Here is a 25853-nt window from a genome sequence, read left to right as displayed (position 1 = left end):
CTTTCCTGGCGGCTCGTCAGATCGGCACAGCCGATCCGGATCTGGACTCGAAGGAGACACCCGCTCCTTCCCGACCAGAAGGAGCAGCACGATGAGCAACTACGACCACAAGTGCAGCCTGGCCCAGCTGGAGCGGGCGCTCGAGGTGCTCGACGGAAAGCTGAAGCGCCTGGGGCTGAACGCCCCGGTGCAGATCCGTGCGATCGGCGGCTTCGCGCTCATGAAGTACGGCATCCGTGCTGCGGACCGGGCATTCACCGTCGACATCGACAGCGTCACCGGCGATTTCGCGCCAGAGGTCATGGCGGCAATCCATGAGGTGGCCGACGAAATGAACCTGGAGCGCGACTGGATCAACAACGACAACGTGATGGACGGTGACGACGCTGAGCTCGTGGCTTCGATATACCAGGCGCGCTGGATCGACGACGACACAGCGTACGAGTGCATCAGGCTTCAGCTGGCCAGTGTCTCCACGCTGACCCGCGCCAAGATCATCGCCGCGGACACCGCGGAGTTCTCCGGCCGTGCACAGGACCTGCCGGATCTCCTGGAATTGCTCCGATTCCAGGGCATCACCACCGCTGCTCGGTTCGATGCTGCTTACCCGGATCCCTACGACGAATACCCCGCCGCCCGCGAGGCTGTACACCAGCACTTCGCCACGCAGCGGGCGGCTGCCTGAAGACCCGCGCAGGCCCAGCCAGCGCTGCGCCCGACATGCCCGCCGGGCTGCTGATCACCACCTAGAGCCCCGACGGAAATGCGCGATCGCGCTCTTCGTCGGGGCTCTCTTTTTCCTGCTCCATTACTTCAGGCAGGCACGACCGTAGGGTGAAGGTGTCGGGGACGCCGAAGGGCTCCGTCTGCGCCTCATCAACGGAACAGCGCGTCGAGCGTCAATGAAGTTTCCTTGCCTGGGCAACGTCGTGAGACAGGGCCTGCCTCCAGATCTTCTTCAACCAGAAGGATCCGGAGACGTTCCACCTCGGCGCGGTCAGGAATCCGGCGAAGCCATTCCGGATGCGTGCGTCTGATGAGCTCGACGACTTCCTCAGCGAATAGATCCGCCTCGGTGCGAACGCGCGTTCTCCTGGGACCCCTGGCAAGGCCGGCCACCAATCTTCTCCGGACGTCCTCGGACCCGATGCCGATGATCTCCAGCAGTGTGCTGGGCAAGACCTGCGCCTGCAGGTCCAGTTTTTCGAGAAGATTCTCCAACCGGAAGTGACCCATCGTCCAGCGTGCTGCAGGGGCAATCGCAGAGGACAAGGCGATTTGCTGGATTCACGAAAGGGGGACGACCCGGACATGTCCAGTTCGAGCGAAAGTTGTATGCCAGATGAAGCAGCGGTGTACGACAGGCCATATCAAGGCGTGACTGCTGCTTACTCATGGAAGAATCAGCGCACCTGATCCCTCCGTAACATTAGCCGGTTTCTTGACATGACAGAGCGATCCGCTAGCTTTATCATGACGCGCACAATGCGCGGATTGGCGGGTTTAGCAGCTAGGAGAAACTGTGGGCTCCATACGTATTGACGTTGATTCCGTGCGGGGCATTGGTCAAGCAATCGATAATGCTTCTCAAAACGGATTTGCTGAAGTAAATTCTCTGGCCGCCCGCTTTGACCCCTCCGCAGTTTGGACAAGTAATGCGTCCCAGAGCTACCAAGCGGCTATCGACCGGTGGAAGCAAGCGCAGCTTAATGTTCATCAGGCGCTCGAGGAACTCGGTAGGGAAGTCAAGACCATCGCCGACAACTTTGAGCGCGTCGATGGAACTAACTTCGGATGATCAGATGGTAATTCCATTGGGGCTCGCTGCCCTTGGGGACTGGATGAAATTTGCAGGGTGAGCGTGAGATTAAATTGCGGTTCTCGGTCCCCGGCAGATCTGAGGCAGGACATACAGATTTAATAGTTAAGTTTGGACCTGCGTCCACTGTTCGGGATCTGACGGATGGGCTCAAGGCTCAAGGCATCGTCAGACCTGGAGACTATATTCTCCGTCGGGAACTCGTGAGGTTCCATGACGCACGAGGCGTGCAAACCGCGGTGCACGGCTACCTTGATCATGCAACGCCGGTAGATGTTCATGATCTCATTGACGGTGACGTCCTCGAGATCGTTGCGGACGCGGGCCAGTTTTCCATGCCTCTGCGGGGCCGGGGGAGTGACCTCAAGGCTGACGAGATCTATGTCGTGGACGAGGCCGGTACTAGAAAAGGCCGCGTCACTCTCCTTCGAGAGGGCGATCCCGTCGTATTTTCCGCCTTGGATTCTGATGCTCAAGTTGTGGTGGACGATGGCCAGTTCGGACGAGAGCGCATGGTCATCCAGCGGCGGGGAAGTGCCGCGGAAGTCACGTTCAGTGATGGATTGCTGCCAAGAATGCTGGTGGGCGGTGAGCGTCCGTCAAGTTCTATTGTCAGGCTTACCCCGGGTATCCGCCTTGCTTTTACCGGTACAGATGATGAAGTCGATCCTGTTCGTGCAGAATGGGTGATAGCGTCCGGTGCCTCCCTGATTGGCAAGGCACCCCTGGGGAAGGTTCGGCTCGAACCGAAGGCCCGTACCACAGTGCCAAAGAGTCCAGTGCTGAGGGAAAGATACAGAAAAATCTCCCGACGGCCCGAGAAGCCCAGGAATCCCGACTTTCAGTTCGAGAACTTAGTGACTCCCCTCGGTGTAGGCGCAATTCTATTCGCCGTAACAAACAATGCGCTTTCCCTTATTTTGGCTGCTCCACTGGCAGTCCCAATGATTGTGTCGTACTTCCGCAACCTGCGACATCAGGAGAGGATTTATCAAAAGAACCTGGATGTTTGGCTGGAACAGAGTCGAAAGGCCCTTTCCGAACAGACGCGGCTAACGGGACAAGAGGAAAACATTCTTCGAGAACTTGGGCCGGATTCCGAATGGCTTAAGGCGCAAACCTACAGACGCCGCGCATCGACCTGGGGGCGTTCTCACCGGGACAGAAGCTTCATGCATGTTGTTGTCGGGAATGGGAGCTTTCGCAGCCAACAGACTATTGAGCTTGACGCAGGCGTGGACCTGGATGAAATCGAACTGGAATCAGTGCTCAAGGATGGACAACGAACGCGTGAGGGTGACCATCTGACGTCCTGGGTAGCCGATGACACCCCAGTCCTGGTCGATATGAAGAGCCATAATCTGGCGATCGTCGGGCCCACGCAATCGGTCAAGAACAGCACCACCGATATTCTACTGCAGTTGGCATGCAGCCACTCACCAACCGAGCTTGCAATTGCAACCTTCATTCCGGAAGGCGAGCTGGGCGCTTCATATGACTGGATGAAATGGCTGCCACAAGTCACCGCGCCTTCTATATTCCTCCCACTCAATCGGATGGTTCTCGGAAGAAAGCATTCAACAGATTTCCTTAGTGAGGTCCTTAAAGTCCTCAAGAGCCGGGAGGATCTCCTAAGACGCGATGTGGCTGCAAGACATCATGTTCTCTTCATTTTGCATGAAAGCGCGGAAGTTGATGTTGCACTCTTAGAGGAGATTCTCTCCCTCACGCCAGGCCTGTTTCATGTTCTATGGATTGGGTCCAGTCGCGACGGAATTCCTCAATTCATCGACGCGTTTCTGGAGATTCCGGCGAACCATGCCCTGTCACTCGCTGGACAAGTGGAGCCCCGAGCCTTATTGACGCTGCCCAGCGGGACAATAGACGACTTTGAGCTCGTACAGCATTCGCATTCCCCCGACCGAACAGCACTTAGCCTTGCACCTCTCTATGACCCTCGGGCTTCCGGTGCAAGCGCAAGCATTCCAGCTTCGGTTAGGGCGTCGACAGTCTGGAACATCGAAGCCGTTCGTTGGGGTATCGCTGACACAGATGGTGAAATGGTTCCCCGCTCAGCATCGGAGGAGCTAAAGGCCAGGCTGGGACGGGCCTCGACCGACAATGATCTCGTCATCGATCTCGTCGAAGATGGACCCCACATGCTCATAGGCGGGACCACAGGGTCTGGTAAGAGCGAGTTCCTTCGGTCATTCGTTCTCGGCCTTACCCTCGAATACAGTCCTGATGAGGTGTCCCTGTTCCTCGTCGACTACAAGGGAGGGCAGACCTTCCGGAAGGTCGCCGGCGTTCCACACACCGTCGGTTTTATCAGCGACCTGGAAGGTGCAAACATTGACCGGGCCATCAAGTTCCTCCAGGCCGAAATACGCCGACGGCTGTCCGCCTTTCTCGAGGCCGGTGACGCAAAGGAGTTTGCAGAGTATCGCGCCAATATTGCTGCTCTGCACGGTGCAAAAAAGCTGCCGCGGCTTGTTGTGGTCTTTGACGAATTTCACACACTTGTTCGAGAGACAGAAGGCAAGCGTGGTGCCGACTACAGCGTGCTTGAAGCCGTCGAGGACATAGCCCAGCGTGGGCGGTCGCTCGGCATCCACGTGATCCTCGCGACCCAGCGTCCGTCAACTAGGGTCATTCGTGATGACACGAGGGCGAATATAAGGGCCAAAGTCGCCCTTGCCACTCTGAGCGACGAGGACTCGCGCGTCATCATTGATGCTCCCGACGCCGCGCAAATTCCCCGCAGTCTCCCCGGCCGTGCGCTGCTTAGCACCGGCGGATCCGGACTGGTCGAGTTTCAGTCACCAATCGTGAGCAGGCAGTACAACGCGCCCGGTCGTGCTGGCGGTAAAAGAGTGATCCTTGCCCCCCTTATGGCGGGTACATCGGCACAGGACGTGAGCGCGGATGCGGATGCCAATGGAAAGGCAGCGTCCGGCCCGACGGAAATTGACCATATTGTGGAGACCATCAAAAATTCATTTCAGGAAGCTCAACGGCGACAAATTGACGGCTCAGGGGAAGTCAGCTTCCAAGACCTCCGCGATGTAGCGGTTCTTCCGGCGTCACTTTCCGAACAGCCCCGACGACTGAATACAGACGTCCAGAGGCTCGGCGAAAGGACAGGTGGTCGATCTGATGACACCGACGGCTCGATTGGTATTGGCGTAGTTGATGATCCGGCGAACCAGTGCATCCGGTCCCTGAACGTGGACATGGAGGCTGGGATGTTTGTTCTGCAAGGACCTCCTCGTACGGGAAAGACGTACGGCCTTATGATGCTCGCTGAGGGTTGGCTTGCTAAGTATCCCGCCGGGGAGGTATTTGTTCTCGACGCGCAGACTGAACTTACGAAGCTCGCAGGACTTCGTAAACACACCAACTGGTACATCACGTCCATCGGAGACGCAGCATCTCTGACAAGGGTTATCGATCAGCTGTGGTCGGCGGCAGAAACACCGGGTGACGACTCCGTGCCTCCGCGGCTTCTGATCATCGACGGGTTTGACCGCCTACAGATGCTGTTCGAGTCCAACCAGCGAACGGGCCTTTGGCTTGAACGTCTCATCGACCTCACGCGGTACGGGAGGGCGGCGGGGATCCACATGGCTATCAGCATCGGCTCCGAACAGCCGGACAAAGTCTTCCAGTCAGACATCGGGGCGACGATACGGCTTGGGCGGAACTTTCATGAGCACCGTGTTCCACGCAGCGAGTGGCTTCCGGGGTATGGCTTCAACGACCAAGACCAGCTGATCCAGCTCTATTTCCTGGATGAGGAGTCCACCCCGGCACTCAGCACGTCGTCGAAATTCAAGCCCTGGCTGCAGCCAACCCTTTCGGAACTGGCGTATCCGGGGTGGGAACACAGCAGCTCGGTTGGTTTAGGTCGAGACGACATTCTCGGTGAGATGGAGTTTATTGACCTCACAAAGCACACGCTGTTGATCTCCGGTAGAGCACGCAGCGGGAGGACCAACGTGCTCAGGGTTATTGCTGCCCAACTTCATGAACGAACCTCGAAGGGAGTGATACTCTGCGGCAAACAAATTGAGGGGGAATCAGCTTATTTTCTAACGGAACCGGTTCAATATGAGGAACCGTCCGGTGCCTCGTCAATTGAACACGAGCGATTGAAGGAGGCGGAAAACTGGTTGTCCGCTTCGTACCCGGAGGCTGCATGCATCGACGGCAGGCCAGTATTCCTCTTTGATGAGGAAGACACCTACGGAGTCGACACAAAAATTAGCAGCAGAATTAAGCTACTTCATACGTATCGGAAAATTGTCATAGTGTGCACAGTCAAGAGCTCATCTCAGCCAGACCGTTCGACCGTAGCCGCCTTCGACTCCGTGCGCGCACAGAGTATTCACCTCTATCTCGCTCCAAACCCACGTCTCGTCGTCGCAGAAAACAGCAGTCTCTACGCAGAGCCGTTGGTGCACAGGCCAAGGTCTAAATATCTTCCAGGTCAAGGCATTCTTGTCGACGAATCCGGACAACGGTTTATCTGGATTCCTCACGCCCGCTCAGAAAGGAACAAGTCATGAGCACTGGCCTGATCGACGATGAGACTCTGGACCCTGAGGAAACTCCTGTCCCGCCTTCGAACGACATTCGAGACGACCCCCTCCAGCGCCCCATTGGACCTCAGAGCTGGCGACCGTCAGACCTTTTCATCAACCTCGCAGGCGGGGACGTAAAAACTGTACGTGCGTACGGGGACCGCGGGTGGTTCGTCGGTCTTGGCTGGGCACTCATCGTGGCCGCCACCGTTGCCGCAGGGAGCCTGACCACTGCCACCGTTATTTTCACGGACATGAAGACCCTCGACTTCAATGTCCTGGCATGGGTGTTCGTGGGCTATTTCCTGGTCATCTTGTTCCTGGACAGGTGGATCGTCAGTGATCAGAAGGCGGGGTTCGAAGTCAAGGGAAGGAAGTCGTGGTGGCGAACGGTCTTCACCTGGCTGCTCAACCTCTCTGCTGAACTCGTCAAAATGGCACCCCGTCTCGGCCTAGTGGTGGTGGGCTCTCTCCTCTTCGCGGACATCCTGATGATGGTGATCTTTTCTTCCGCCATCAGCGAGCAGGTCAAGGTCAACCAGGCGACGGCAGTCACGCTATACAACACCACCATTGATACTGAAATCAACAAGCAGATACAGACGAAGACCGCTGAACGCGACAGCCTCCAGAAGCAAATTGATGCGGCCAATACAGACAGCTCCACCGCGACCAAAGCGATCGCAGATGTAGACGCCCGGATCCAAGCTCTGGTCGACCGCAATGGCAGGTTTTACAGCTGCTTTATCAATGGAATTGGATTGACATTGTGCCGGACAACGGACTATCAGAACCTCTTGGACGAGCGTGACCGCTTAGCCGCTGACGCACCAAGTAACAAGGCAAACATTGAAGAACTTAATACCAAAATCCAAAACATCAATGACTACCTGAATCCGAACCCGCCAACGCGCAGTGACGGAACCGTTCCCGCGACCGTCTACTCTGATGTCCGCAAGCAGTTCGAAGCCCAAGTCCCTACCGCAAAAGACGGATTGCTCGAGCGCAAAGAAGCACTGTCGCAACTAACCGACAGGTCGGAGGGTTCGAGCAATTACAATGCCGGTGCTGATTTCTTTCACTCCCTTTTCCGCTGGTTCTTGTTACTCTTTGAGCTACTTCCAGTGATGATGAAGTTTACGCGCTCCATCACTCAGCGAACGGCGTACGCAAGCTCCATCGCCTCCCGGGAGGAAGCGGCACGGATTCGCTGCTGGATTGAGGTTGAAGAGGCAGAACTGGAGCGGGACGTACGTCTCCAGCGATTCAAGACGGAGAGCCGCATTTTCAGTGAGTTCCTCGCGACTGAGAAGGAAGTGATGCTGCGCGCCAACGCCCGCGAACGCATCAAGTATCGGCTCTGGGACTACTTTCAGCGGAACCGGAAAGCCGATACGCCCTCTCCTGACGCTGGCAAAGAACCGTTTTTTACAGAGGAGCCACCCGTTCAGGAAGCGGAGCTCCTTGACCATCTCAAGCACGCCAGCAGCAGCAGCTCCGCCAGGCGGAAGACCCGTACCAGGGTGGTAGACAACGACAACAGCCTGTACGAATAGCTTCCATAGCAGTCGGGCCTCGGCGGTTGCCGGGATCTACTGGACAAATGGCTTTCTAAGTAAGTCGTAGAAGTCCGGTTGCGCTTCGAAAAAGGCGTGAGCCATTGCATCGACACCGTTGGCTCGAGCATACTCAAACTCCGAGTCGGTGACGGGTATCACCTGCAACCATGTTATGACCTCACTCTCGTCTTCAAGTTTGTCAATCGTTTGATGTCTACCGTGCAAGACGACGGGACTCGTGAGCCACGCATGTGGTGTGGAGACATCTTGTCCATAGCCGCTGAATACATTTGGAAAGACCGTTTCGGGTTCTGCCCTATAGTCGCCTGAGGCGATGTTGAAAGCGCAATCACCAAGTCCCAGGTCAACGACTTGCCATTTTGATGCAGCCGTTGCAATGAATTCAACACGAACCTTCCGGCCATCTGGCGCAAGAAAGTGGTTGTCGAACTTGCTAACGCCCACGGTCAGGAAAGTACGGATACCGCTACTCGGAGAATCTTCGAGTTTTATGACCTCGATACTGTAGTCGCCATAATCTGCATCGATCCGACTGATTGAGTGATGAATGGTTGCGTCAGAAGGATCCAGCCCTAGGCTGGCTATTGCGTGTCGGGCGATTTCTCTTGATTCGCGCATTATTACCTCACTATATCAAGCTCGACTAAAGAGCTAGGGTCCAAAATATGAATCCGATGGATCTTCGCCCCGATGGCTTCGATTGCTGCCAGGTAGTTCGGGTCGATAGTGCAAAGGGTTATTGTGCTCGTCTAGGAATTGGGGCCGGTCTATTTTGCGTTGTTGAGCCGACAGCTGATGTTTCCAAAACTCATAGCCTTCTTTGTGTCCCATGTCCCATGGCTGGTCTTTCTGCATTACCCTCTTGGTGACGGGATCTCGCACGATTCCCTTAGTATCACTGTTCTGCACCCAGACTTGATCGCGTACTCCCGAACGGAAGTTTGAAGGACGAGCATAATCTGCGATATCGACTGCTGAGGCTGCTTTTTCGATTTTCCCCGTGGCTTTTCCTGCAGCCAGTACGGCCCCGGATCCGCCTGCGGTGAGAATTGTAGCGATAATTCCTGGAGCAATTTTTCCCATGGCCCTGGCGGGGTCCTTCTGCCACGTTTCGGCGTCGATGATCCCGTCCCACATTTTCTTTAGGGTCCCGGGACCGTCGGCTTCGAAGGCACGCACGAGGTTTACAACGGACTGGGGGTGGGTCGCCAGGTTCCAAGTGCCGGTGACCGTGTCCGAAACGCCCTCGACAACTCCGCCGGCGAACGAGGCGAAAGCCTTGCCGATTTCTTCGCCTACTGCCTGTCGCATGGCCTGGGGGTTGACGTTGATGTTTGTTCCCCAGGCGGCGGCGTGTGCGGCCGCGGCCCTCACATCGTCACTGGCCTGCTCAAAGCAACGTTGGATACGGGACTCGAGGCTGATGAGATCGCCCTTAAGCTTCGAGAAAACAAGAGTGGCTGCGAGGCCGGGTTCCTTGGCTTGTTGCTTAAGTTGCGTTATAACGGTTTGGCGTTGGGCGATCAGCGGACTTACAGCGTAGGCAAGCACCTCGAGGGTTGAAGCGACTGACCCTGATGCCGAAGCGAAACCATCAGTTGCGTTCGCGATAGTTCGGAGGGTCGAGCTGACATGTTCGGCCGACACCCCAGCCCAAATGGGAGAGTGTCCGATTTGGCCCGCGATTTGTCGAAGGACATCGGCCTGTGCCCTAAACTCGTTCTGCGCGTCGCGGTACCGCTGAGCTGATCCAAGGACTTCGTGCTGGGACGGGGGATCCGGACGGAAGTCCATCATTAGTACCGCTGAAAGCTCGATGAACCAGCGCTGTCAATTTGGGAGACTTCCGCTGCAAAAGATTCCATAAACGACCCCGCGTTGGAGCAAATCTGCTTCGTCTGCGAGACGTCAGAACCCCACACCTCCTTGTAGGCTCCCAGACTCGTGGCCAGGTTGGTTCCCCAACCGGTCTGATGAAGCCGGGAACTGAGCTGATCGCCTCCCATGTCACCCTGATTACTTGCCAGCAGCAACTTAACTCCAGCGGACGATACCGCCTGGCCCAGGGCCGATAGTTGTGCTGGATCCACTTCCAGAATTAGAGCCATATTTCCTCCGCTGTTAGCGCCGGGACCCTTTCGAAACCTCTGGGGCTTGGCTGAAGCATATGTGATGATGCACTGCGCAACGATCTGGGCTAAGACATGTTCCGTCAACGACGGGATTGTTCGCCTTCTACCCACGGACCGGTTCCCGGGAAAATTGGCGACACCCAGTTCTGGCGGTCCTAACATTCCCGACCTAGACCCCACCGTCCGGAGCATGTACTCCCGGGGGTGCCGTCTCTTTTTTCTGCGTCCGTGGCTTACTGCTGGCCGGAATCTTCGGAGTTACCCCCGTCGTCGATGTCCTTCATCCGCTGTTCCAGCCGGGTTGCGTGGGCCTGCTTGGCTTTCCGGTAGACCTTGACGCCGCCGGAGATGACAAGACCGGCAACCACCACGACCCCCGCGGCGATCAGGTCCTCTGTACGGGCATCCTGCTTGCCTGCGTGATACCCCTTGCCATAGACCGCGCTTCCCGCCACGAGTCCCTCCCCTTTTGAATTCTGAACTTCGCCGAAAGCCTATCCCAGGGGATGTGTGTGGGGGATATGTGTCGATCCGGGATCGCCGGCGCTGCCCCGGCGAGAACCTTTGGAACTTTCTTGTTGTTCTCCTTTTTCGTTTTTCCAGTTGCAGCCGGTGGAGGTGACAGCGGAGCTGTCACGGAGGAGTCATCGACGAAGGACGGCCTGCAGCGCAGCGCCGCGCCCCCACAGGATTCCGAGGAGAACCTCCATGAGCACCATCGCCGCACCCATGCAGGACGCGATGCCGTTCGACTTCGGCTCTGATGTGCTGGTCGTCAGCGCGCCCGTCTACGACGAGCAGGCCCGCCAGGCCGACCGCGAGCTGTGCCAGCGCTACTTCACCGGATGGTGCGGCACGGCGTTCACGGCGGACGGCACACGGGTAGAACGCGCCGAGACCACCTTCGCGGACTTCCAGGCGGCCGCCCGCCGTCTGGCAGAGGGCTTAGGAACCAGCGCAGCTGATCCAGGTCCGGCAGCGAACAAACGACTTGATCAAACAGGAGGGGATCACCGTGTCCACTGCCACCACTTCCGAGCCCGACCTCGACGCTGAAGCTCAACGCGTTGCCGCCGTCCACCGGCTCGCCACGAGCAAGGCCTTCTACCCGGAGCTGCGGCGCGCCGAGGCTCAGGCCCGGGTCCAGCTCGCGGCCGCCGTCATAGCAATGGACGAGGTCGAGGACCGCATCGCCGCCGGCGAGAAGATCCACTCACTCTACGAGCAGGCTGCAATCGAACGGGCCAAAGACGCCTACGCCCAGGCGCTGGCTGATCTCGTCCGCGGCGAGTCCAGCGTTGAGGCTGACCCGTCGACTTCCCAACCCATGAACCAGGAGCACTGATCACCATGTACTTCCTCAAGAAGATCGGATTCGTCGAGACCGCCGAGCAGGAAGCACAGCGCCTCACGCAGTCGCCCGAGGGCTCGGCCAACCACGAACTGTCCAAGCTGCCGGTCACCATCGAGCAGTGGCCCCAGGACCTGCTCATCGAGCTGCCCTGGCACGCCACCGAGCGGGGCTCAGGCCACCGCGTCGTCGTGGTGCCCATCGAATACCGCGGCGAGGCCCGCACCGAGGGCAAGGAAGAACCCCGTCCTCGCAAGCGCCACGCCGGTTGGTGGAACTGCGCCGTCGTCGCCAGCGACCACCCCAGCTACCCGGTCGGCGGCTACCGGCTGAGCATCCCCGCTGCCGAGCTCGCCCGCGGCAATCGGATCGAGCTCTGAGAGAACACATCCCACGACGAAGGAGCGTGAACCACCATGCCTGACACGATGCAGACCACCGGCCGCCGCGAGCGGATCCTCCGGAGTGTCGGCAGGACGCTCCTCGTCACGGGGATCGTGCTGAACGTCCTCGCCCTGCTGCCCGCGATCGCAGCCAGCGCCTGGACCGGCCACTGGACGGCGAGCGTGGTGCTCGTGGTCCTGTCCGGTGCTGTCTGGGCTGCTGGACTTCCGGGCCTGAAGACCTGGGCTGCGCGGCTACGCCGTCACAACGACACCCAGCCCAGCCAGCACCAATGACCAGTCGCCCTGCCTGATCCCACCAGAGCCCCGGCTCCTGCGCTCCGGCGCGGGGCCGGGGCTCTCGCTCTGTCTCTGAGGCGGGTCCACGCGCTGCGGGGCAGCGCCTGGTGTTTTGCAACAGCAAGAGAACCATCTCGAACAAAGGAAGAGCCATGACCACCCTGACCACGACGCGTGTCCCGCTCAAGCAAATGGACCCTGCGATGCTCGTGTTCGAACTCGAGCGGGAGATCCAACACCTCATGCCCGGCACCACGAACACGGAGCTCGTGACCCGCGCAGCTGCGACGGCCTCGTTCCTGCACCGGAAGCAGACCCGCTTCATCAGGGGAGACATGCCTCGCGTGCCGTACATCGAGCATCCGCTCCGCGTGGCGTTGCGCCTCCTGCGCTGGGGCGTCACCGACGCTGAACTGATTGCCGCAGCACTGCTGCATGATGTCGTCGAAGACTGCAGCAAAGAGCTGCTTGCTGCTTTCGGCCAGCCGGGTGAGGATCCCCTGGGCTGTCTGGCGCGGCTGGACGGCCGGCGCGTCTCGGTGCTCGTTGGGGCGGTGACCACTCCTGGCGGGAGCACCTCCTACGAGGAGCACCTCACGCGGCTTGCCAGCTCCGGCTCCCGGGCGCTGCTCATCAAGGCCAGCGACCTGAAGGACAACGCCGGTTCCATTCGCCACCAACTTGGCCACGGCCAGGACTCGCGCATGTACCGGATGCTCTTCAAGTACATGCCTGCCGTCGAGATCGTCGGAGCAGGTCTGCGCCGCTCGCTCTGCTGCCCTGCCACCCAGCAGTGCACCATGGCTGCCATCTCCGCAATGGAAGATCTGAGCCACGATCTCGCAGCCCTGTCAGCCGAACACGGCATCGACTGATCAGCATGCCGCATGCCGCAAAATTCAGAAAGGAACCTGATGGGAAGCAGGCAGGTAACTCTCACCGCGTGTGATCGCTGTGGAACTGAGACGGAGTTGGACGTTGTCCATGAAAACTCCGACAACGACGACCCGGAGGCCCACGTATGGCGGACCCTGAAATTCCACTACATCCAGCCGTGGTTCTTCATCTGTCCCGATTGCGTGAAGGCCTTCCTCAAATTCATGGCCATGGGAGCAGTTCTGCCGGTCAAAGTGATCCGCAGGCCCGACCGGCCCTGAACCAGGGAACCAGCCCTACAGCAGAGACCCCACCGTCAGGAGCATCAGCTCCGGCGGCGGGGTCTCTCTTTTTTGCTGGTCTCTTGCCTCTCAGCGCGACTGGTGGCTCCGGCTACCAGCCGGAGCTGAAGGGCAGGCGCACGTCACCGGACGTTATCTAGCCCCCGATCTGCGAAAAGCTTGCAATGTAGACAGTTTCGGGCATCAAATACGTCAGTTGTTGTCAGTCTCAAAGCTCGCACACGACCGCCGGAGTGTCTCGCGCGGAGCCAGGCAGCACCCGCCGCCCCGGGAACGGGCCTGGAAACCACCGCCCATCGAACGAAGGAGGCACCGCGAGACGGCCGACCGGGTCTGAGATCAAGGAAATGGTCCAGAACCGAGCAGGTCACCGCTTCCGTTGCCAACGCCTCCTGGTTCGACTGCGGAGAAACGTCCGGGCTTTCGGGGACACCTTCGGGCAATGGGAACTTACCGAATGCTACGGTCGTCGAAGGAACGGGCCAGACCGCCGGCCGGCGGTCACAGGAGGGGGAAATTTTGAGCACCGATAGTCGTTCGCGTTTGGTCACAACCATCGACCAGGCCATGGAGCTCGACGGCACGGCGGACGACATGGTGAGCTATCGTGATCTCGGCGCGGCCAGGGACTGCTGAAGGTTTGATTGACACTTTGCCTGTGAGGATTTGATCCTTGCGGGTGGAAGGATGTTCATCATGCCCAAAGCCTTTCCCGAAGAATTCCGCCGCGATGTCGTCGCGGTTGCCCGCAAGGGCGAAGCGCCCATCATCCAGATCGCCAAGGACTTCGGTGTCTCGCCCGCTGCCCTGCACCGCTGGATGAAGATCGCCGACAGAGAAGACGGCGTGAAGTCCGGGGCGGTGTCCGATGACGCCGCGAAGTTGCGGGAGGCCAACAAACGCATCCGGCTCCTGGAACAGGAAGCCGAAGTCATGCGCCGTGCCGTGGCCTACTTGTCCCGGGACATCAACCCAAAAAAATGATGTACCCGCTGGTCCGCGAGCTGGCTGCCAGGGACGCCCCGATCCGGGTTCCCGTGGCAGTGTCCTGCCGGGTACTGAATTTCTCCAGACAGGCCTACTACCAGTGGGCCGCCAATCCCGTCCCGGCCCGGGACTGGGAAGAAGCGCATCTGATCAACGCCGCCATCGATCACCACCGGGACGATCCTGCCTTCGGATACCGGTTCATCGCCGATGAGATCAACGCCGGTCCCGGCCCTGGGGCCAGTGAACGCCGGATCTGGCGGCTGTGCTCGGAGAACGGCATCCTCTCGGTGATCCACCGCGGCGCGCCGGTCAGGGCTCAAGGCCGGCCCGCCGGTCCACGATGACCTCGTCGAACGGGACTTCAGCGCCACGGCACCGAACCGGAAATGGCTCACGGACATCACCGAGCACCACACCGGGGAGGGCAAGCTGTACCTGTGCGCGATCAAGGACCTTCACTCAAACCGGATCGTCGGGTACTCGATGGACGGGCGGATGAAAGCGTCCCTGGCCGTCGCCGCCCTGGACCACGCCGTGGCCCTCAGGAAACCGGCGGGCACGGTGGTCCACTCGGACAGAGGGTCCCAGTTCAGATCCAGAAAGTTCGTCCTGGCCCTGAACACCTACGGCCTGAACGGATCGATGGGCCGGGTAGGGGCATGCGGTGACAATGCAGCGATGGAATCGTTCTTCTCCCTGCTGCAAAAGAACGTCCTGAACCGGAAACGATGGGAGACCCGGGCCGAGCTCCGGCTGGCCATCACGACCTGGATCGAGCGCAGCTACCACCGCAAACGCCGTCAACGTGCCCTCGGACGGCTGACACCAATCGAGTTTGAGACAATAAAAAACGCGGCCTCAGCCGCGTAAGAAATTATCAACCCCAGCTGTCAACTAAACCTTCAGCAGTCCCCCATGGTCAACGGATGCAAGGCCATCGACGACTATTTCTATTCGACGCCGGCCCCCGACAGGGCGCTTTGGCGCGATATTTTTCTCCGAGTGATGTCGGAAGGCCCATGGGCCGGTTCGCACAGCAACGTTCTCGCGTCCAAGATGGTCGAGGTTGCCGCACAACTCGGCTGGGCATGGGAGTTTGCTCTTGCGAGGCGGGTGACTATATCGTCCGACCCCGCCGACCACGTCCGCACCGCCCGCGCGGCGCAAGAGCTGCCGTATCCACCGAGTGGGTTTCCGTATCCACCGAGTGGGTTTCCATCGAATGGGAATACATCGAATAAGAGTGGCTGCTATATCGCGACCGCTGTGTACGGATCCTACGATGCAGAACCCGTCCTTGTGTTTCGCCGTTACCGGGACGAGCGCCTGGCCAGGCATGCGTTCGGGCGCGCTTTTATACGAAGCTACTACGCCGTGAGTCCACCTCTGGCGAGGTACTTCGCGGGCCGCACTGCATTGAATCGACTGGCTCGACGTCTCCTCGACAGTCTTGCCAAGCTGCTGGACGATGCAGGATCTCGTTGAGAGAGATCGGGCCGAAAGGACCGGGAAAGCCGCGGGGAGTGAGCGGCCATAGGCGCACCAGCCCGTAGAACCACGAAACCCCCGCAGCGGACATCATATAGCCCCTGATCTGCGAAAAGCTTGCAATGTAGACAGTTTCGGGCGTCAAATACGTCTCTGGGTGGCGAACGCCGCCAACTGCGAAGCGAGCATCCGCCGACTCCGCTGCGATGCAGTGTCTTCGCGTCCGTTGTTCGCGGAGGGGCGCGAAACACGCGGATCCGAGGTTGTGTCGGGTGGGCCAAGTCTGGCGGACGGTAGCAGAGGGCGTTCAGCGCACTTTTCCGCCTCTAAGGATCACCCCTCGAGGTCGTGTCTCTGGGGTCGTTGAGTTCCCTCTTCGGCTGGCGTAGAGCAGCCCGCAACAAACGAGTGCTTCGGCGGTGATGAGTTAGTCTTTGCCCATGCCCCGTTCCCCTCGCAGGTCTGTCGATACGCTCGCCGCCGCCGCGGCTCTGTCATTGACTCTTATGTTGGCCGCGTGCAGCTCTGGTGCATACTCCAACGACGAGCCCGAGCGCTCTGAGCCGCTAGCTGACGTCTCGACGACTGTTGAGCCTTCCACCGCGTGCCCCGCGCTCGTTGCAGCACCGGCAGGTTTGGCCCAGCAAAAGGCCGCGGAGATTGGTTGCATCGAGGACGGCAATGGAAACTGGGTTCCCCAGGGCCAGCCCGCTCCAGCTGATGCAGCCGCTCTTCCAACTGCCTCGGCTCAACCTGACGGAGGGATTCCGTGGAATCAGGCCGTGGAGTACGCGTGGACCACACAGCGCGTCTGCGGCCCCCTCGCCGGTGGTGGCAACTCGGAAGACGATGTCTTCCTCAATCTCGGCCGCGACTACCCCGACCGGCAACGTTTCCAGATCGTGGTGTGGGACGTCGGCGGTCTTGAGCCGATCGACGGCGGTGTCACTTTGTGCACCTCAGGCCAAATCACCCTGTACGAAGGCGTGGCGCAGATCGAGCTGACCGACCCGGGGCTCATTGAGGTCTACAAGTAGCTCCAGCGGTCTGGAAGAGCATGCCGATCCCGCCGCATAGGAACAGCAGTGCGGAGACGCCGATGAGCCCAACGGCGAAAGCCGCCGGCCGGTCCTCGTAGATCTGCCGCAGCCGGGAGACGAGGCTCTGTGGCTTCTTACTGGTCTTGTTCGGGTCTCCTGCTGGACTCTTCCGGGTCTCGTCGTGGTCGGTCATGGGTCTGCATCCCTTCTGGTCGGTGTGTGGTCTGGTACTGGGCGGTGGATGGTCTCGGTGTGGTCTCGTCAAGGGCTGGTGCGGGTCCCGTCAGAGCCCCGACTTCAGCGGCACGACGATGTCGCCGATCATGAGCACCAGGCTCATCGACAGCATCGCGAAGCCGATCACGTAGGCGACCGGCAGCTGCCGGGCGACGTTGACGTGACCGGGATCAGGACGGCTGAACCGCCGTGCCAGGCAGCGCCTGGCCCCTTCGAAAGCGCTGCCCGCGATGTGGCCGCCATCCAGCGGCAGCAGCGGGATCAGGTTGAACAACCCAATGAAGAGGTTGAACGAACCGACCACCAGCCCGAGCAGCGCAGCCTTGCCGCCGAGGTCGAGGCCGGGTTTGGTAGATGCCGCGACCTCGCCGGCGAGCCTGGATCCACCGATGACCGACATGGGTCCGTCCTGGGTACGCTCGCCCTGGCCGAAAATCGCCTGGGCGACGTTGTACACCCGGGCGGGCAGCTGCACGATGGAAGACACTGCGTGCCCGGTCATCTCGCCCATGCGCTCCAGCGTGTAGACCGGGCCGTGCCTGGTCACCACCTCGCGGGACTCCGGCTCGACACCGAGGAAGCCCACTGTCGCAGTCTGCTTCGGGCCGTCACCATCGAGGTCCCGCGGCATGGCGATCGTGTGCGAGGCCTGGAGCTTCACCTGCGTACCATCGCGCTCCACCTCCATGGCAGCGACGCTGTCGCCGTTGGCGTGGATCAGGTCCGACAGCTGTGACCACGAGGTGACTGGCTGGCTGTTGAAGCTGACGACCACATCGCCGGGACGCAGCCCCGCCGCCCGGGCGGGGGAGACCTGGTCGCTGTCTTGGCACTCAGTGCGCTTGGCGTCCTGGGGGATCACGCAGTCGGAGACGACGGAAACCGCAGGGCGGCCGGTCGGCTCGACCGAGTGCACGCCGTAGATGCCATAGACACAGAGGAAGCAGAGGAACGCCAAGGCGATGTTCACCCCGGGGCCCGCCACCATCACCAGGATCTTCTTCGCCGCGGGCAGCTTATAGAACAGACGGTCAGCGTCGCCGGGTTCGACGAGCTCGAACTCCGCCGCCCGGGTCTGCGAGACCATCTGTGCGAACAGGCCCGTGTTGGACTTGCGCAGCGTGAGGGGCGCATCCGGGGTCGCGGCGCTGGCTGCAACGAGGACGTCGCTGTGAGCTTCCTGGCGTGCCGGCGCGGCTGCTGTATCGGCTGGCACCTGCTCGCCGCGGGAAATCTGCTGCTCGCTGTCCGTCTCGGGCGGGAACATACCGATGATCTTCACGTAGCCGCCGAGCGGGATGAGCTTGATACCGTACTCGGTCTCGCCCTTCTTCAGGGACCAGACCGTCGGACCGAAGCCGACCATGTACTGGCTCACCCGGCACCCGAACTTCTTCGCGAAGTAGAGGTGCCCCAGCTCGTGCAGCGCGATCGAGACGAAGATCGCGGCCAGGAAGATCACCACACCGAGCGCGTACAGGGCGACCTCCGGACCCGTCACGGCGTGTACCCCTCATCGGGCCGGCTCTGTGCGATCGTCATCAATGCATCCCCTCGTCGTGCCTCGTCTGTCGATGCTCTATCGCGATAACAGCTAACATCGACTCGTATACGTCAATTCTCGCATGTCGAATGCCATTCAGACAGGACGCGGCATTGATGCCGAGAGATGCGAAGAGCCCTTCCTGATCCTCTTTCGATGATCAGGAAGGGCTCTTCGCCCACGCGGACCCGGGTCAGTCCGAGTCACCGCGCGTCAGCTCAAGAGCAGCCGCCTCACGCTCCCTGTAGACCTCGTAGAGCGTCCGGCCCGCCGCATCGACCTGCAGGAACGCCAGCAGCGCCTGGTCGACGTCGATCATCCCGGCGGCCACAAGCGCGAGCTGCGCCTCGAGCCAGGTCTTCATCACGCGCCACGCAACACGCTCAGCCTGGGCCCGGCTGGTCCGCTCGGCGCGCGATCCCGCCTTCAGCCGGCCGGCGGCGTCCTCCTTCCGCAGCAGCGCCTCCATGCGGTCGACGCTGGCTGGAAGAGAGAAGCCGCGCTGACCATGCGGCGTCGCGAGCAGGAAGTCCAAGGAACTGGGCACGCCGGAGGCGTCGTAGTCGACGCTGATCCGGCGGGCCCCGTGCTGCGCGAGCAGCGCCTGCATCTCGGCGACGGTCTGCGCCGCGGAGATCTTCGTGGAGTAGTTGACCGGCGCGGCCACGGCTCAGCTCTCCTGGTCGTCGTCCACCGGCACCAGCTCGCCAATGCCGCGGACCGTCCAGTCGCCGCTCGCCACATTGACGAGCGTGCAGTTCGACCCGGCGGTCGCCTCCGAGTCATACTCCTCGAAGACGTAGACCCGTGGCGGCGTGTGCACGCCTTCGTAGACGTCCTCATCGAGCATCACGCGGCCGCCGAGCTCGACGCCCTTGTGCACGACGACGTCGGGCGGCTGTTCCGCCTCGTCGTCCCAGTCGACGGCGTGGGTCCCGGCGGCCGGGGCCGGAGCCCCGGCCAGCGAGCCGAGAAGCTCGGTCCGGCGCACATCGAGCTCAGCCAGCCGACCGAGGAGCTGACCCTGCTCGTCCTGCAAGGCCAGCAGCTCGGTCACGGCCACGGAGGGGCCAGGCGCGACTATCACGCCGCGGCCTTGCTGCGCTTGCCCTCGGGCTTCTGGATCTCGACGGCCTTCGCCGCCAGGTACAGGCCCTCACGGTTCAGGTGGCGCGAGTACGCGGCGTCGAGGTAGAGCACCGGGATGCCGCCGGCGGCCTTCTGCAGGACAGGGCGCAGGATCTCCTTGATCGGGCCCGAACCGCCGCCGTAGACGTACACCACCTCGGTGGTGCCGCCGACCTCGGCGAGGACGTCCTCGAAGCGTGCGCCGATCTCCTCGGCCAGGTACTCGGCCTCCTCGTCGACGTAACCCTTGGCGCGGTCAAACCTGCCCTGGAGGAATACGCTGGGCTCCTGCTGCAGGAAGTCGGCCAGCGCCTTGCGGTTCTTGAACCGCAGGTCCTTGTCTCCGCTGGTGCTCATGCGGTCCAGCGCGTTCGTCAGCGCGGTGCCGTAGCCCTGGTCCAGCGTGCTGGCCGCTTCGGAGTTGAACGCGCCGTCGGTGAAGACGGGGAAGTTCACGGTGCCCTCGCCGACGTCGACGCCGACGGTGTTGCGCACACCGACCAGCAGCTCGGCGGTGACACCCTGCAGGCGCGCGGCCTCCTCGGGGTCCGAGGCCCGAAGATCGTCCAGCAGAGCCTGCGCCAGCGGCGCGCCCTTGTCGGTAATCGCGAACTGCGCGGACGCGCCCTCGGGCAGGACCTGCACATCCTCAAACTGCAGGCGCACGGTGACCGGCGTGGAGAAGTTCTTCACGGTCACCAGGTGCACCGTGGGGTCAGCCGCGCCCAGGAGTCCCACGAACTGGGCAGCGTAGGCGCTGCGGCGCTGCACGTACTCGGCAATCGGCAGAGCGAGGCCCGTGCGCACTGAGGCACGCAGCTCGCGGTCCGGCAGCGCGCCGTGCTCGCGGACATAGTCGCGCAGGGCCTTGGCGGCGAAGACGCCCAGGACAAGCACCGAGCTCAGTTCCTGGTCAGCCTTCGAGCGGGATCCGACGACCTCGAACTGCGTGAACTTCGACCCCGGGGTGCTCAGTGCCGCGCGGCCGAAGGTGCGCAGGTCCGAGTGCCCGATCAGGGGAGTGGTGAACGAGGCGGCGACGCGGTTGTAGAAGTCGTCCTCCACCACGATCTTGAAGGCATCCGAGTCAGCCTCGGGCACCTTGGGCGTGGAGCGCGAGGTGCTCACCACGGCCGAAGGAAGGTCGATCGTGTCGAAGACCTCCTTGCCGTGGACCTCGCCGCGGATGACGCCCTTGACGTATCCGTTGCCGACGTCGATGCCGCCGGTGAGCTGGATGGTCTTCTCGGCGGTGCGGGTGTTGCTCATGGTTGTGTCCCTCTCGGTCAGGAAGTCGGTGTCTCAGGAAGTGCGGTGCGGATCAGCGGGTGAGGAAGGCGTCCAGCCCCGAAGGGACAGAAGGCTCCTCGACGGGAACAGGGTGGGGCTCGCGGACGGGAGGCCTGGGCGGCGGCTGAACAGCCTGGGCTGCCTCGACGAGCTGCACGGGCTCTGAAGGAACAGCAACAGGCACGGCAGCCTCGTCACGGCTTTCGCGACTCTCGTGCTGGCTTTCACTCCCGTCACCGCCGTCATCGCCACGTTCCTCTCCTTCATGGGCCTCGCTGCGCCCAGGGTCCTGCTCGCCCTGCGGCGGGCGGCCGCGCCGGGGAAGCTGCTCGACGGGACGGTTGACCACGTCGATGTAGCCGTCGCGCTGGATGGACTCGCGGATCAACAGCTGGAGCGACCTCGAGATGTCGTACTGCTCGTCGAGCCACCGGTTCGTCGACTCGTCGGCCCGCGGGACGCTCCAGCGCAGACGGCGCGGCTCGGCCTTATCGGTCATTGCGAGCACCCCCTTGCGCCCTCGTGCTGATGGACACTGTCCTCGGTCATCGCGGCCCCCTCTCATGCGCGGTCCCCGAGGCGCTACTGCCAGTCGGGGACCTTTCGACTCATTTATAAGTCATCATTCTACTGGTCTTTCAATGGTCTCTGCAAGGACCACGCCAAGACCAGCAAAAGGCCACCAGCAGATCAGGCCTGCATCACCGTGAGCGACCCCTGGCCGCGGCGGGGCCCGTGGGAGCCGCCGGCAGGACCCGCAGAAGACCACGGGTCAGCCGAGGAACCAGAAGACACAGGATTCATCAAGGGCTCACCCGGGACCGGCACGCGGTCCGCTGCGGACCAGCAGAAGACCTCGATCAGGCCACGGCACATTGGAGGGCGCTCGGTGGTCCCACACAAAGCACAGAAGCGCCCTCGAAGAGACCAGCAACAGTCCACCGTCGCGAGCCGGACCAGAGCAGACCTGTAAGAGACCATCATGGGACCAGCAGGACGCCCGAAGCGGCCCCGAGGAGTGCCCTCCGGAACTCAATGGGGTCTGAATGGCCTTTCTGGACTCTCTCGGGTCTTGTATGGGTCTGGTCTGTGTCCCTGTCTGGCCATGCCGGTGCAATGATCTGTCCACTCGGGGACCAGAAGGGGTCCAGCGATGCGGCATGGACCGGTACCTGGAACACCCGCCGGCGACAGTCCTGGAGCGAGCGGAAGAGCTGTCGGAACATGGTGGAGCAGCTGTGGTTGCGCCTGTGGCGTCACCGACCCGCCCGGGGGCCGCAGGGAGAGCAGAGGGAAAAGGCGAACTGGGTAGTAGGGCCCCGCATGGAGCGAAAGGGCAAAAACTCCGCTTCCTTCCGTGTCTCACGGGCGGTGGGGGTCCAGAAGGTGAGAACCCGTGAGCCTCTCCAGGAAGCTGCACCTGGTGGGAGACCCGGACGGCTCGGTGACGCTGTGTGTCAACGGCAACTTAGAAATGACCGGTGGCGGCAGGTTGGTTTGCCCGCTGGTGGCAGGTGAGTGACCGGTCGCGGCAAGTATTTTTGGACAGGGTCAGGTGCCCCGGGCGTGCCGGGTTTCGGGGCGCCTGACCGGGGGTTTGGGTTAGCTCATGGGTCGGGTTCCTTTCCCGTTTTGGGCTTGCATAAGCCGGACGGACTCGCCGCTGGTTTGGCAGAGGTGGGCGTGATGGAGAAGCCGGTCCACGGTCGCGGTGGCAATGGTTTTGGGCATGAGCTCATCGAACCCGGAGGGGTGGATGTTCGAGCTGATCGCCAGGGACCGTTTCTCGTAGGAGGCTTCCACGACCCGGTAGAAGCCCTCGGCCGCGTCGGCGGAGACCGGCAACAGGCCTATATCGTCGATACAAATCAAATCCACGTTGGTGGCGCGGGTGATGGCTTTGTTGACGCTGTCATCAATCCGGTGCCGTCGCACGAGCGCGCCGAGGTCTTCCATGCTGAGCCAGGACACGGACATGCCCTGATCGATGGCCTGCTGGCCGAGGGCTTCCAGGAGCAGGGTCTTACCTGTGCCGGAGGGCCCGCAGGCAATCAGGTTCTCCCGGCGCCGCACCCATTCCAGGGTCCGCAGAAACGACGTTGTCGCGGCCGGGAGGGTGGAGAGGGCCTCGTCCCAGACATCGAAGGTCTTCCCGGTGGGGAATCCTGCGCGTTTGCGCCGGGTGGCCAGCATCGACCGGTTCCGGCCGGTGGCTTCGGCTTCGAGCAGGACGCGGACGACTTCGGTGGGGTCCCAGCGTTGGGCTTTCGCGGTGGCCAGGACGTCGGCGACCACCGCGCGGGCGTGCGGCATCCGGGTCGTGCGCATCAGCGCGATCACGTTCTCTACCGCCGTATCGGCCAGGGGCCGGGTCATGGTTTTAGCGCTCATCGATGGCTCCTTCAAGATCGCCGTCAACGGCGGGGCCGGTGGTCGGCGCGGTGGTGGGTGTCGTGCCGAAGTTGGCCCAGGAGCCGGTGCCCTGGCTCAGCCATTGGCCTTGGTCGGTGACGGTGTGGATGATGCTGGTTGTGTGGCTTGTGGCGTTGCCGGTGTTGACGATGAGAGAGCAGGTCCTCGTGGGTGAAGCGCTGATGCACCGCTGCCGCTCCCAGGCCCTTGTCGACCTCGTCGGCGCCGAGGACCTTGGCCAGGGTGACGGCGCGTTCCATTTTGTGCCGGATCTTTCCGGTGCCGGCGGCGGCTGCTTCCTTGAGCCAGAGCGCTGCGCCGGCGCCGAGAGCGAGGAACTCTTCCTCGGCCTTGTTGGTCGGGCGGATCACCCGTTCCAGGGCCCCGGAAGGGGCCGGCGGGAAGTGGGCGTCGATGATCGCGGGGGTGCCGGGGCGGGTGAGTTTGTGCCGGGCGACCTCGACGGGGCCGGCGTTCCCGACGTGGACGATGACGACCTCGGTTTCGGTCCCGCGCACCCATACCATCTGACCCATCAGGGTGTGCGGGACGGAGTAGCGGGACTGCTGAAAGGTGATCATGGGCGTGTTCGGCGGGACCTGGCGGGTGTGGCCGAAACTCGCCGTCACCGGTGTCGCCGGGACCGGGTGCAACCTTGGTCCTTCGAGAACCCGGAGCATGTCCTTGGGGATCTCCAGCGTGGCCCGGTGCACCCTCGAATTTACCTCTTCCATGAACGCCTCACACGCAGCCTCCAGCTCGGCGAAGGACCGGTACTCGGGCAGCAGATTGGTCTCCTTCGGGACGAGGTCGGCTTTGGCGATCTTGACCGCGTTCTCCACTCCGCCCTTCGAGGCCGGGTCGGCCGGCAGGCAGGTCTGCAGCGAGGTTGAGTAGTGCTTGGTAAAGGCCACGATCTGGTGGTTCCGGACCGGGATCCCGGCGACGTGCTCAACCGTGACGGTCTTCTCGTTATCGGTCAATACGTAGGTCGGGACCCCGCCGATCAGGCGGAACGTCCGGTCGAGGGCGGCGAACACGCTCGGCATGGTCTTATCCCGCAAAGCGATCACGATCCGGAACCGGGAGAACGCCAGCCAGGCCACGAACAGCACCGTCTTCACCCCGTCAACGACGGGCCCGTCGCCGTAGTCATACTGAAGCCACAGACCCGGCTCAGGAGTCCAGGGCCGGTGCACGCGCACGTTCCGGGCCCGGTATTTCGCCTTCAACTCAGCAAGCGTGGTCCTGGTCGTCCGCTCGCACCCGGTGAACCCCAAAGCCCGGAGCTTCTCATGCACCACGTCGCCGCGGATCTTCCCGCGGGACTGCTCGACCCAGGAGGCCATCTGCGGCAGGAACGGGTCGGTCATCCGGCCGCGTTGCCGGGCCACCGGCGCCTGCGCGCCTTCCTGGCGGGCCTTCACATACGAGCGGACCGTGTTGTGCGAAACGCCGCAGATCTTCGCGGCATCCCGGTACGACCGGGTCAAATCGTAAGCAGCTAAAATTTCCATGAACTCTCCTGGAGACTTCACAACGAGCCCCTTTCTTCCCACAACGGGTGAAATACAGACGATTGGCATCGCCATTTCACCGCGGAAGGAAGGGGCTCTCCCCGCAACGACACGAGGGATGGACAAGGGAATCCCAGCACGCCAAGCCACACACCGTGGCCTGCTGCTGTCCAAAAATCCTTGCCGCCGCCGGTCAAAACCACTGCCGCGAACGGTCAATCAGATTTTCCGTACCCGGTCAGTTTAAAGTTGCCGCTTACAGCTGTGGAAGCGGGGGCTCCCGTTGGATCCAGGGAGGCTTCATGCTTCCCGGGAAAGCTCCTCTTCTGATGCGTCCACGAGGGACAGGCCGGGCGGTGGCCGTCGAGGACTCGCTGTCGCTCGTCCGGGGGTGCAGCTGCCACCAGGAGGTGCAGGCGGTCGGCCCGGAACGGACCCCGGCCAGGAAGCGGTGGGGGCCCGCCTCGGACGCGGAGCGACAGGTGCTGGCGCGACCGCGAAACAGAGCCGGAGTGAGCGCCGCACACCGGTGCGACGAGCGCACCGACAGATCAGTGCAGTGCTGTGACAGCAGAGTTTTCCACAGCCTGACGCGACAGGTCGCGAGGAGTGGTGGACCGCTGCGCGCCGGGTCTGATGCGCCTGCGGCAGCAGGATGCACCAGGGGTGCGGACCGGGCTGCGCCCGACGTCGCTAACGCTACGTGTGAGGACCTGTACGGGTACCCGCTCGTGCCTCGCGGTGGTGCGGAAGATGCATCCGTACGGCGTTGCAGCGGACGGCAAAAGGGCTGTACACCCAAAAGCCCGTAAATCCAGCGGAAACGACGTGACCCGTACACCCGCTGCGCGGATGGAGTGGGGGTGTACGGGTCAAGGGTGT

The 25853-nt window shown here is 61.8% G+C and carries 23 protein-coding genes and 2 pseudogenes; 13 read left to right on the top strand and 12 right to left on the bottom strand.

Annotated features, from left to right (window positions below; genetic code table 11):
* The first annotated feature begins 91 nt into the window (after positions 1-91).
* Positions 92-685, top strand: coding sequence for a hypothetical protein (locus tag ACPJW8_RS10980; protein ID WP_330194423.1), 594 nt, complete (start codon positions 92-94; stop codon positions 683-685).
* Between the two features lie 191 nt (positions 686-876).
* On the opposite strand, the gene ACPJW8_RS10975 is transcribed toward ACPJW8_RS10980, so the two are convergent.
* On the bottom strand, positions 877-1179 hold the full coding sequence (locus ACPJW8_RS10975; protein WP_425256325.1) for a hypothetical protein: 303 nt from the start codon (positions 1177-1179) through the stop codon (positions 877-879).
* Between the two features lie 343 nt (positions 1180-1522).
* Between ACPJW8_RS10975 and ACPJW8_RS10970 the strand changes: the two genes are divergently transcribed.
* The 3 genes from ACPJW8_RS10970 (at position 1523) to ACPJW8_RS10960 (ending at position 7958) form a co-directional block, all read left to right on the top strand.
* Positions 1523-1798: a WXG100 family type VII secretion target gene (locus tag ACPJW8_RS10970; RefSeq protein ID WP_330194425.1), complete on the top strand. Its 276-nt coding sequence runs from the start codon at positions 1523-1525 to the stop codon at positions 1796-1798.
* A gap of 248 nt (positions 1799-2046) precedes the next feature.
* Entirely contained in the window at positions 2047-6387 is a 4341-nt protein-coding gene (locus tag ACPJW8_RS10965) for an FtsK/SpoIIIE domain-containing protein (protein WP_330194426.1), read from the top strand.
* Positions 6384-7958 carry a DUF4407 domain-containing protein gene (locus ACPJW8_RS10960; RefSeq protein WP_330194427.1) on the top strand — a complete coding sequence of 525 codons (1575 nt, stop codon included), beginning with the start codon at positions 6384-6386 and terminating at the stop codon, positions 7956-7958. Before ACPJW8_RS10965 ends, ACPJW8_RS10960 begins: the two co-directional genes overlap by 4 nt.
* Positions 7959-7994: 36 nt before the next feature.
* Here ACPJW8_RS10960 and ACPJW8_RS10955 read toward each other — a convergent pair whose 3' ends face one another.
* The 3 genes from ACPJW8_RS10955 to ACPJW8_RS10945 form a co-directional block, all read right to left on the bottom strand.
* Positions 7995-8600: a suppressor of fused domain protein gene (locus tag ACPJW8_RS10955; RefSeq protein ID WP_330194428.1), complete on the bottom strand. Its 606-nt coding sequence runs from the start codon at positions 8598-8600 to the stop codon at positions 7995-7997.
* A 33-nt stretch (positions 8601-8633) separates the two neighbouring features.
* Complete coding sequence (locus tag ACPJW8_RS10950; protein WP_330194429.1) at positions 8634-9533, bottom strand: HNH/ENDO VII family nuclease; 900 nt, start codon at positions 9531-9533, stop codon at positions 8634-8636.
* 814 nt (positions 9534-10347) lie between these two features.
* On the bottom strand, positions 10348-10569 hold the full coding sequence (locus ACPJW8_RS10945) for a hypothetical protein (RefSeq protein WP_330194431.1): 222 nt from the start codon (positions 10567-10569) through the stop codon (positions 10348-10350).
* A gap of 253 nt (positions 10570-10822) precedes the next feature.
* Here ACPJW8_RS10945 and ACPJW8_RS10940 point away from each other — a divergent pair, with 253 nt between their 5' ends.
* The 8 genes and pseudogenes from ACPJW8_RS10940 (at position 10823) to ACPJW8_RS10905 (ending at position 16841) form a co-directional block, all read left to right on the top strand.
* Complete coding sequence (locus ACPJW8_RS10940) at positions 10823-11170, top strand: hypothetical protein (RefSeq protein WP_330194432.1); 348 nt, start codon at positions 10823-10825, stop codon at positions 11168-11170.
* The gene (locus ACPJW8_RS10935; RefSeq protein ID WP_071416403.1) at positions 11130-11459 is read left to right on the top strand and encodes a hypothetical protein; all 330 of its coding nucleotides are present in this window, start codon (positions 11130-11132) and stop codon (positions 11457-11459) included. Before ACPJW8_RS10940 ends, ACPJW8_RS10935 begins: the two co-directional genes overlap by 41 nt.
* 5 nt (positions 11460-11464) lie before the next feature.
* Entirely contained in the window at positions 11465-11845 is a 381-nt protein-coding gene (locus ACPJW8_RS10930) for a hypothetical protein (protein ID WP_330194433.1), read from the top strand.
* Positions 11846-11881: 36 nt separating this feature from the next.
* The gene (locus ACPJW8_RS10925; protein ID WP_330194434.1) at positions 11882-12145 is read left to right on the top strand and encodes a hypothetical protein; all 264 of its coding nucleotides are present in this window, start codon (positions 11882-11884) and stop codon (positions 12143-12145) included.
* 155 nt (positions 12146-12300) lie between these two features.
* Positions 12301-13023 (top strand): HD domain-containing protein, encoded by a 723-nt coding sequence (locus ACPJW8_RS10920; RefSeq protein WP_330194435.1) that lies wholly within the window; start codon positions 12301-12303, stop codon positions 13021-13023.
* A gap of 999 nt (positions 13024-14022) precedes the next feature.
* A pseudogene (locus ACPJW8_RS10915) lies at positions 14023-15186 on the top strand (IS3 family transposase).
* A gap of 45 nt (positions 15187-15231) precedes the next feature.
* Positions 15232-15801 carry a CFI-box-CTERM domain-containing protein gene (locus ACPJW8_RS10910; protein WP_425256324.1) on the top strand — a complete coding sequence of 190 codons (570 nt, stop codon included), beginning with the start codon at positions 15232-15234 and terminating at the stop codon, positions 15799-15801.
* A 443-nt stretch (positions 15802-16244) separates the two neighbouring features.
* Positions 16245-16841: a hypothetical protein gene (locus tag ACPJW8_RS10905; RefSeq protein WP_330194518.1), complete on the top strand. Its 597-nt coding sequence runs from the start codon at positions 16245-16247 to the stop codon at positions 16839-16841.
* Here ACPJW8_RS10905 and ACPJW8_RS10900 read toward each other — a convergent pair.
* The 6 genes from ACPJW8_RS10900 to ACPJW8_RS10875 all read right to left on the bottom strand — a co-directional run bounded on the left by ACPJW8_RS10900 (position 16822) and on the right by ACPJW8_RS10875 (position 21541).
* Complete coding sequence (locus ACPJW8_RS10900; protein ID WP_071416410.1) at positions 16822-17037, bottom strand: hypothetical protein; 216 nt, start codon at positions 17035-17037, stop codon at positions 16822-16824. The two genes, ACPJW8_RS10905 and ACPJW8_RS10900, sit on opposite strands and share 20 nt — an antisense overlap.
* A gap of 90 nt (positions 17038-17127) precedes the next feature.
* Positions 17128-18582: a M50 family metallopeptidase gene (locus ACPJW8_RS10895; protein WP_330194517.1), complete on the bottom strand. Its 1455-nt coding sequence runs from the start codon at positions 18580-18582 to the stop codon at positions 17128-17130.
* Positions 18583-18817: 235 nt separating this feature from the next.
* Positions 18818-19291, bottom strand: coding sequence for a hypothetical protein (locus ACPJW8_RS10890; protein WP_256248771.1), 474 nt, complete (start codon positions 19289-19291; stop codon positions 18818-18820).
* A 3-nt stretch (positions 19292-19294) separates the two neighbouring features.
* Positions 19295-19681, bottom strand: a complete 387-nt coding sequence (locus ACPJW8_RS10885; protein WP_330194516.1) for a hypothetical protein — start codon at positions 19679-19681, stop codon at positions 19295-19297.
* Positions 19682-19707: 26 nt separating this feature from the next.
* Positions 19708-21021, bottom strand: coding sequence for a hypothetical protein (locus tag ACPJW8_RS10880; protein ID WP_330194515.1), 1314 nt, complete (start codon positions 21019-21021; stop codon positions 19708-19710).
* 52 nt (positions 21022-21073) lie between these two features.
* Entirely contained in the window at positions 21074-21541 is a 468-nt protein-coding gene (locus ACPJW8_RS10875; RefSeq protein ID WP_330194514.1) for a hypothetical protein, read from the bottom strand.
* Between the two features lie 897 nt (positions 21542-22438).
* Here ACPJW8_RS10875 and ACPJW8_RS10870 point away from each other — a divergent pair.
* On the top strand, positions 22439-22564 hold the full coding sequence (locus tag ACPJW8_RS10870; protein ID WP_330194513.1) for a hypothetical protein: 126 nt from the start codon (positions 22439-22441) through the stop codon (positions 22562-22564).
* A gap of 80 nt (positions 22565-22644) precedes the next feature.
* Here ACPJW8_RS10870 and istB read toward each other — a convergent pair whose 3' ends face one another.
* Together istB and istA are read right to left on the bottom strand one after the other, a co-directional pair.
* Positions 22645-23433 carry an IS21-like element helper ATPase IstB gene (istB, locus tag ACPJW8_RS10865; protein WP_330194154.1) on the bottom strand — a complete coding sequence of 263 codons (789 nt, stop codon included), beginning with the start codon at positions 23431-23433 and terminating at the stop codon, positions 22645-22647.
* Positions 23423-24992: pseudogene (gene istA, locus ACPJW8_RS10860) on the bottom strand (IS21 family transposase). Before istA ends, istB begins: the two are co-directional and overlap by 11 nt.
* Positions 24993-25853 lie beyond the last annotated feature (861 nt).

The organism is Pseudarthrobacter sp. J47 (genome assembly GCF_049810315.1).
Classification (GTDB): domain Bacteria; phylum Actinomycetota; class Actinomycetes; order Actinomycetales; family Micrococcaceae; genus Arthrobacter.
Note: the sequence above shows the minus strand (reverse complement) of the source record. Positions and strands in the feature narration are given on the sequence as shown.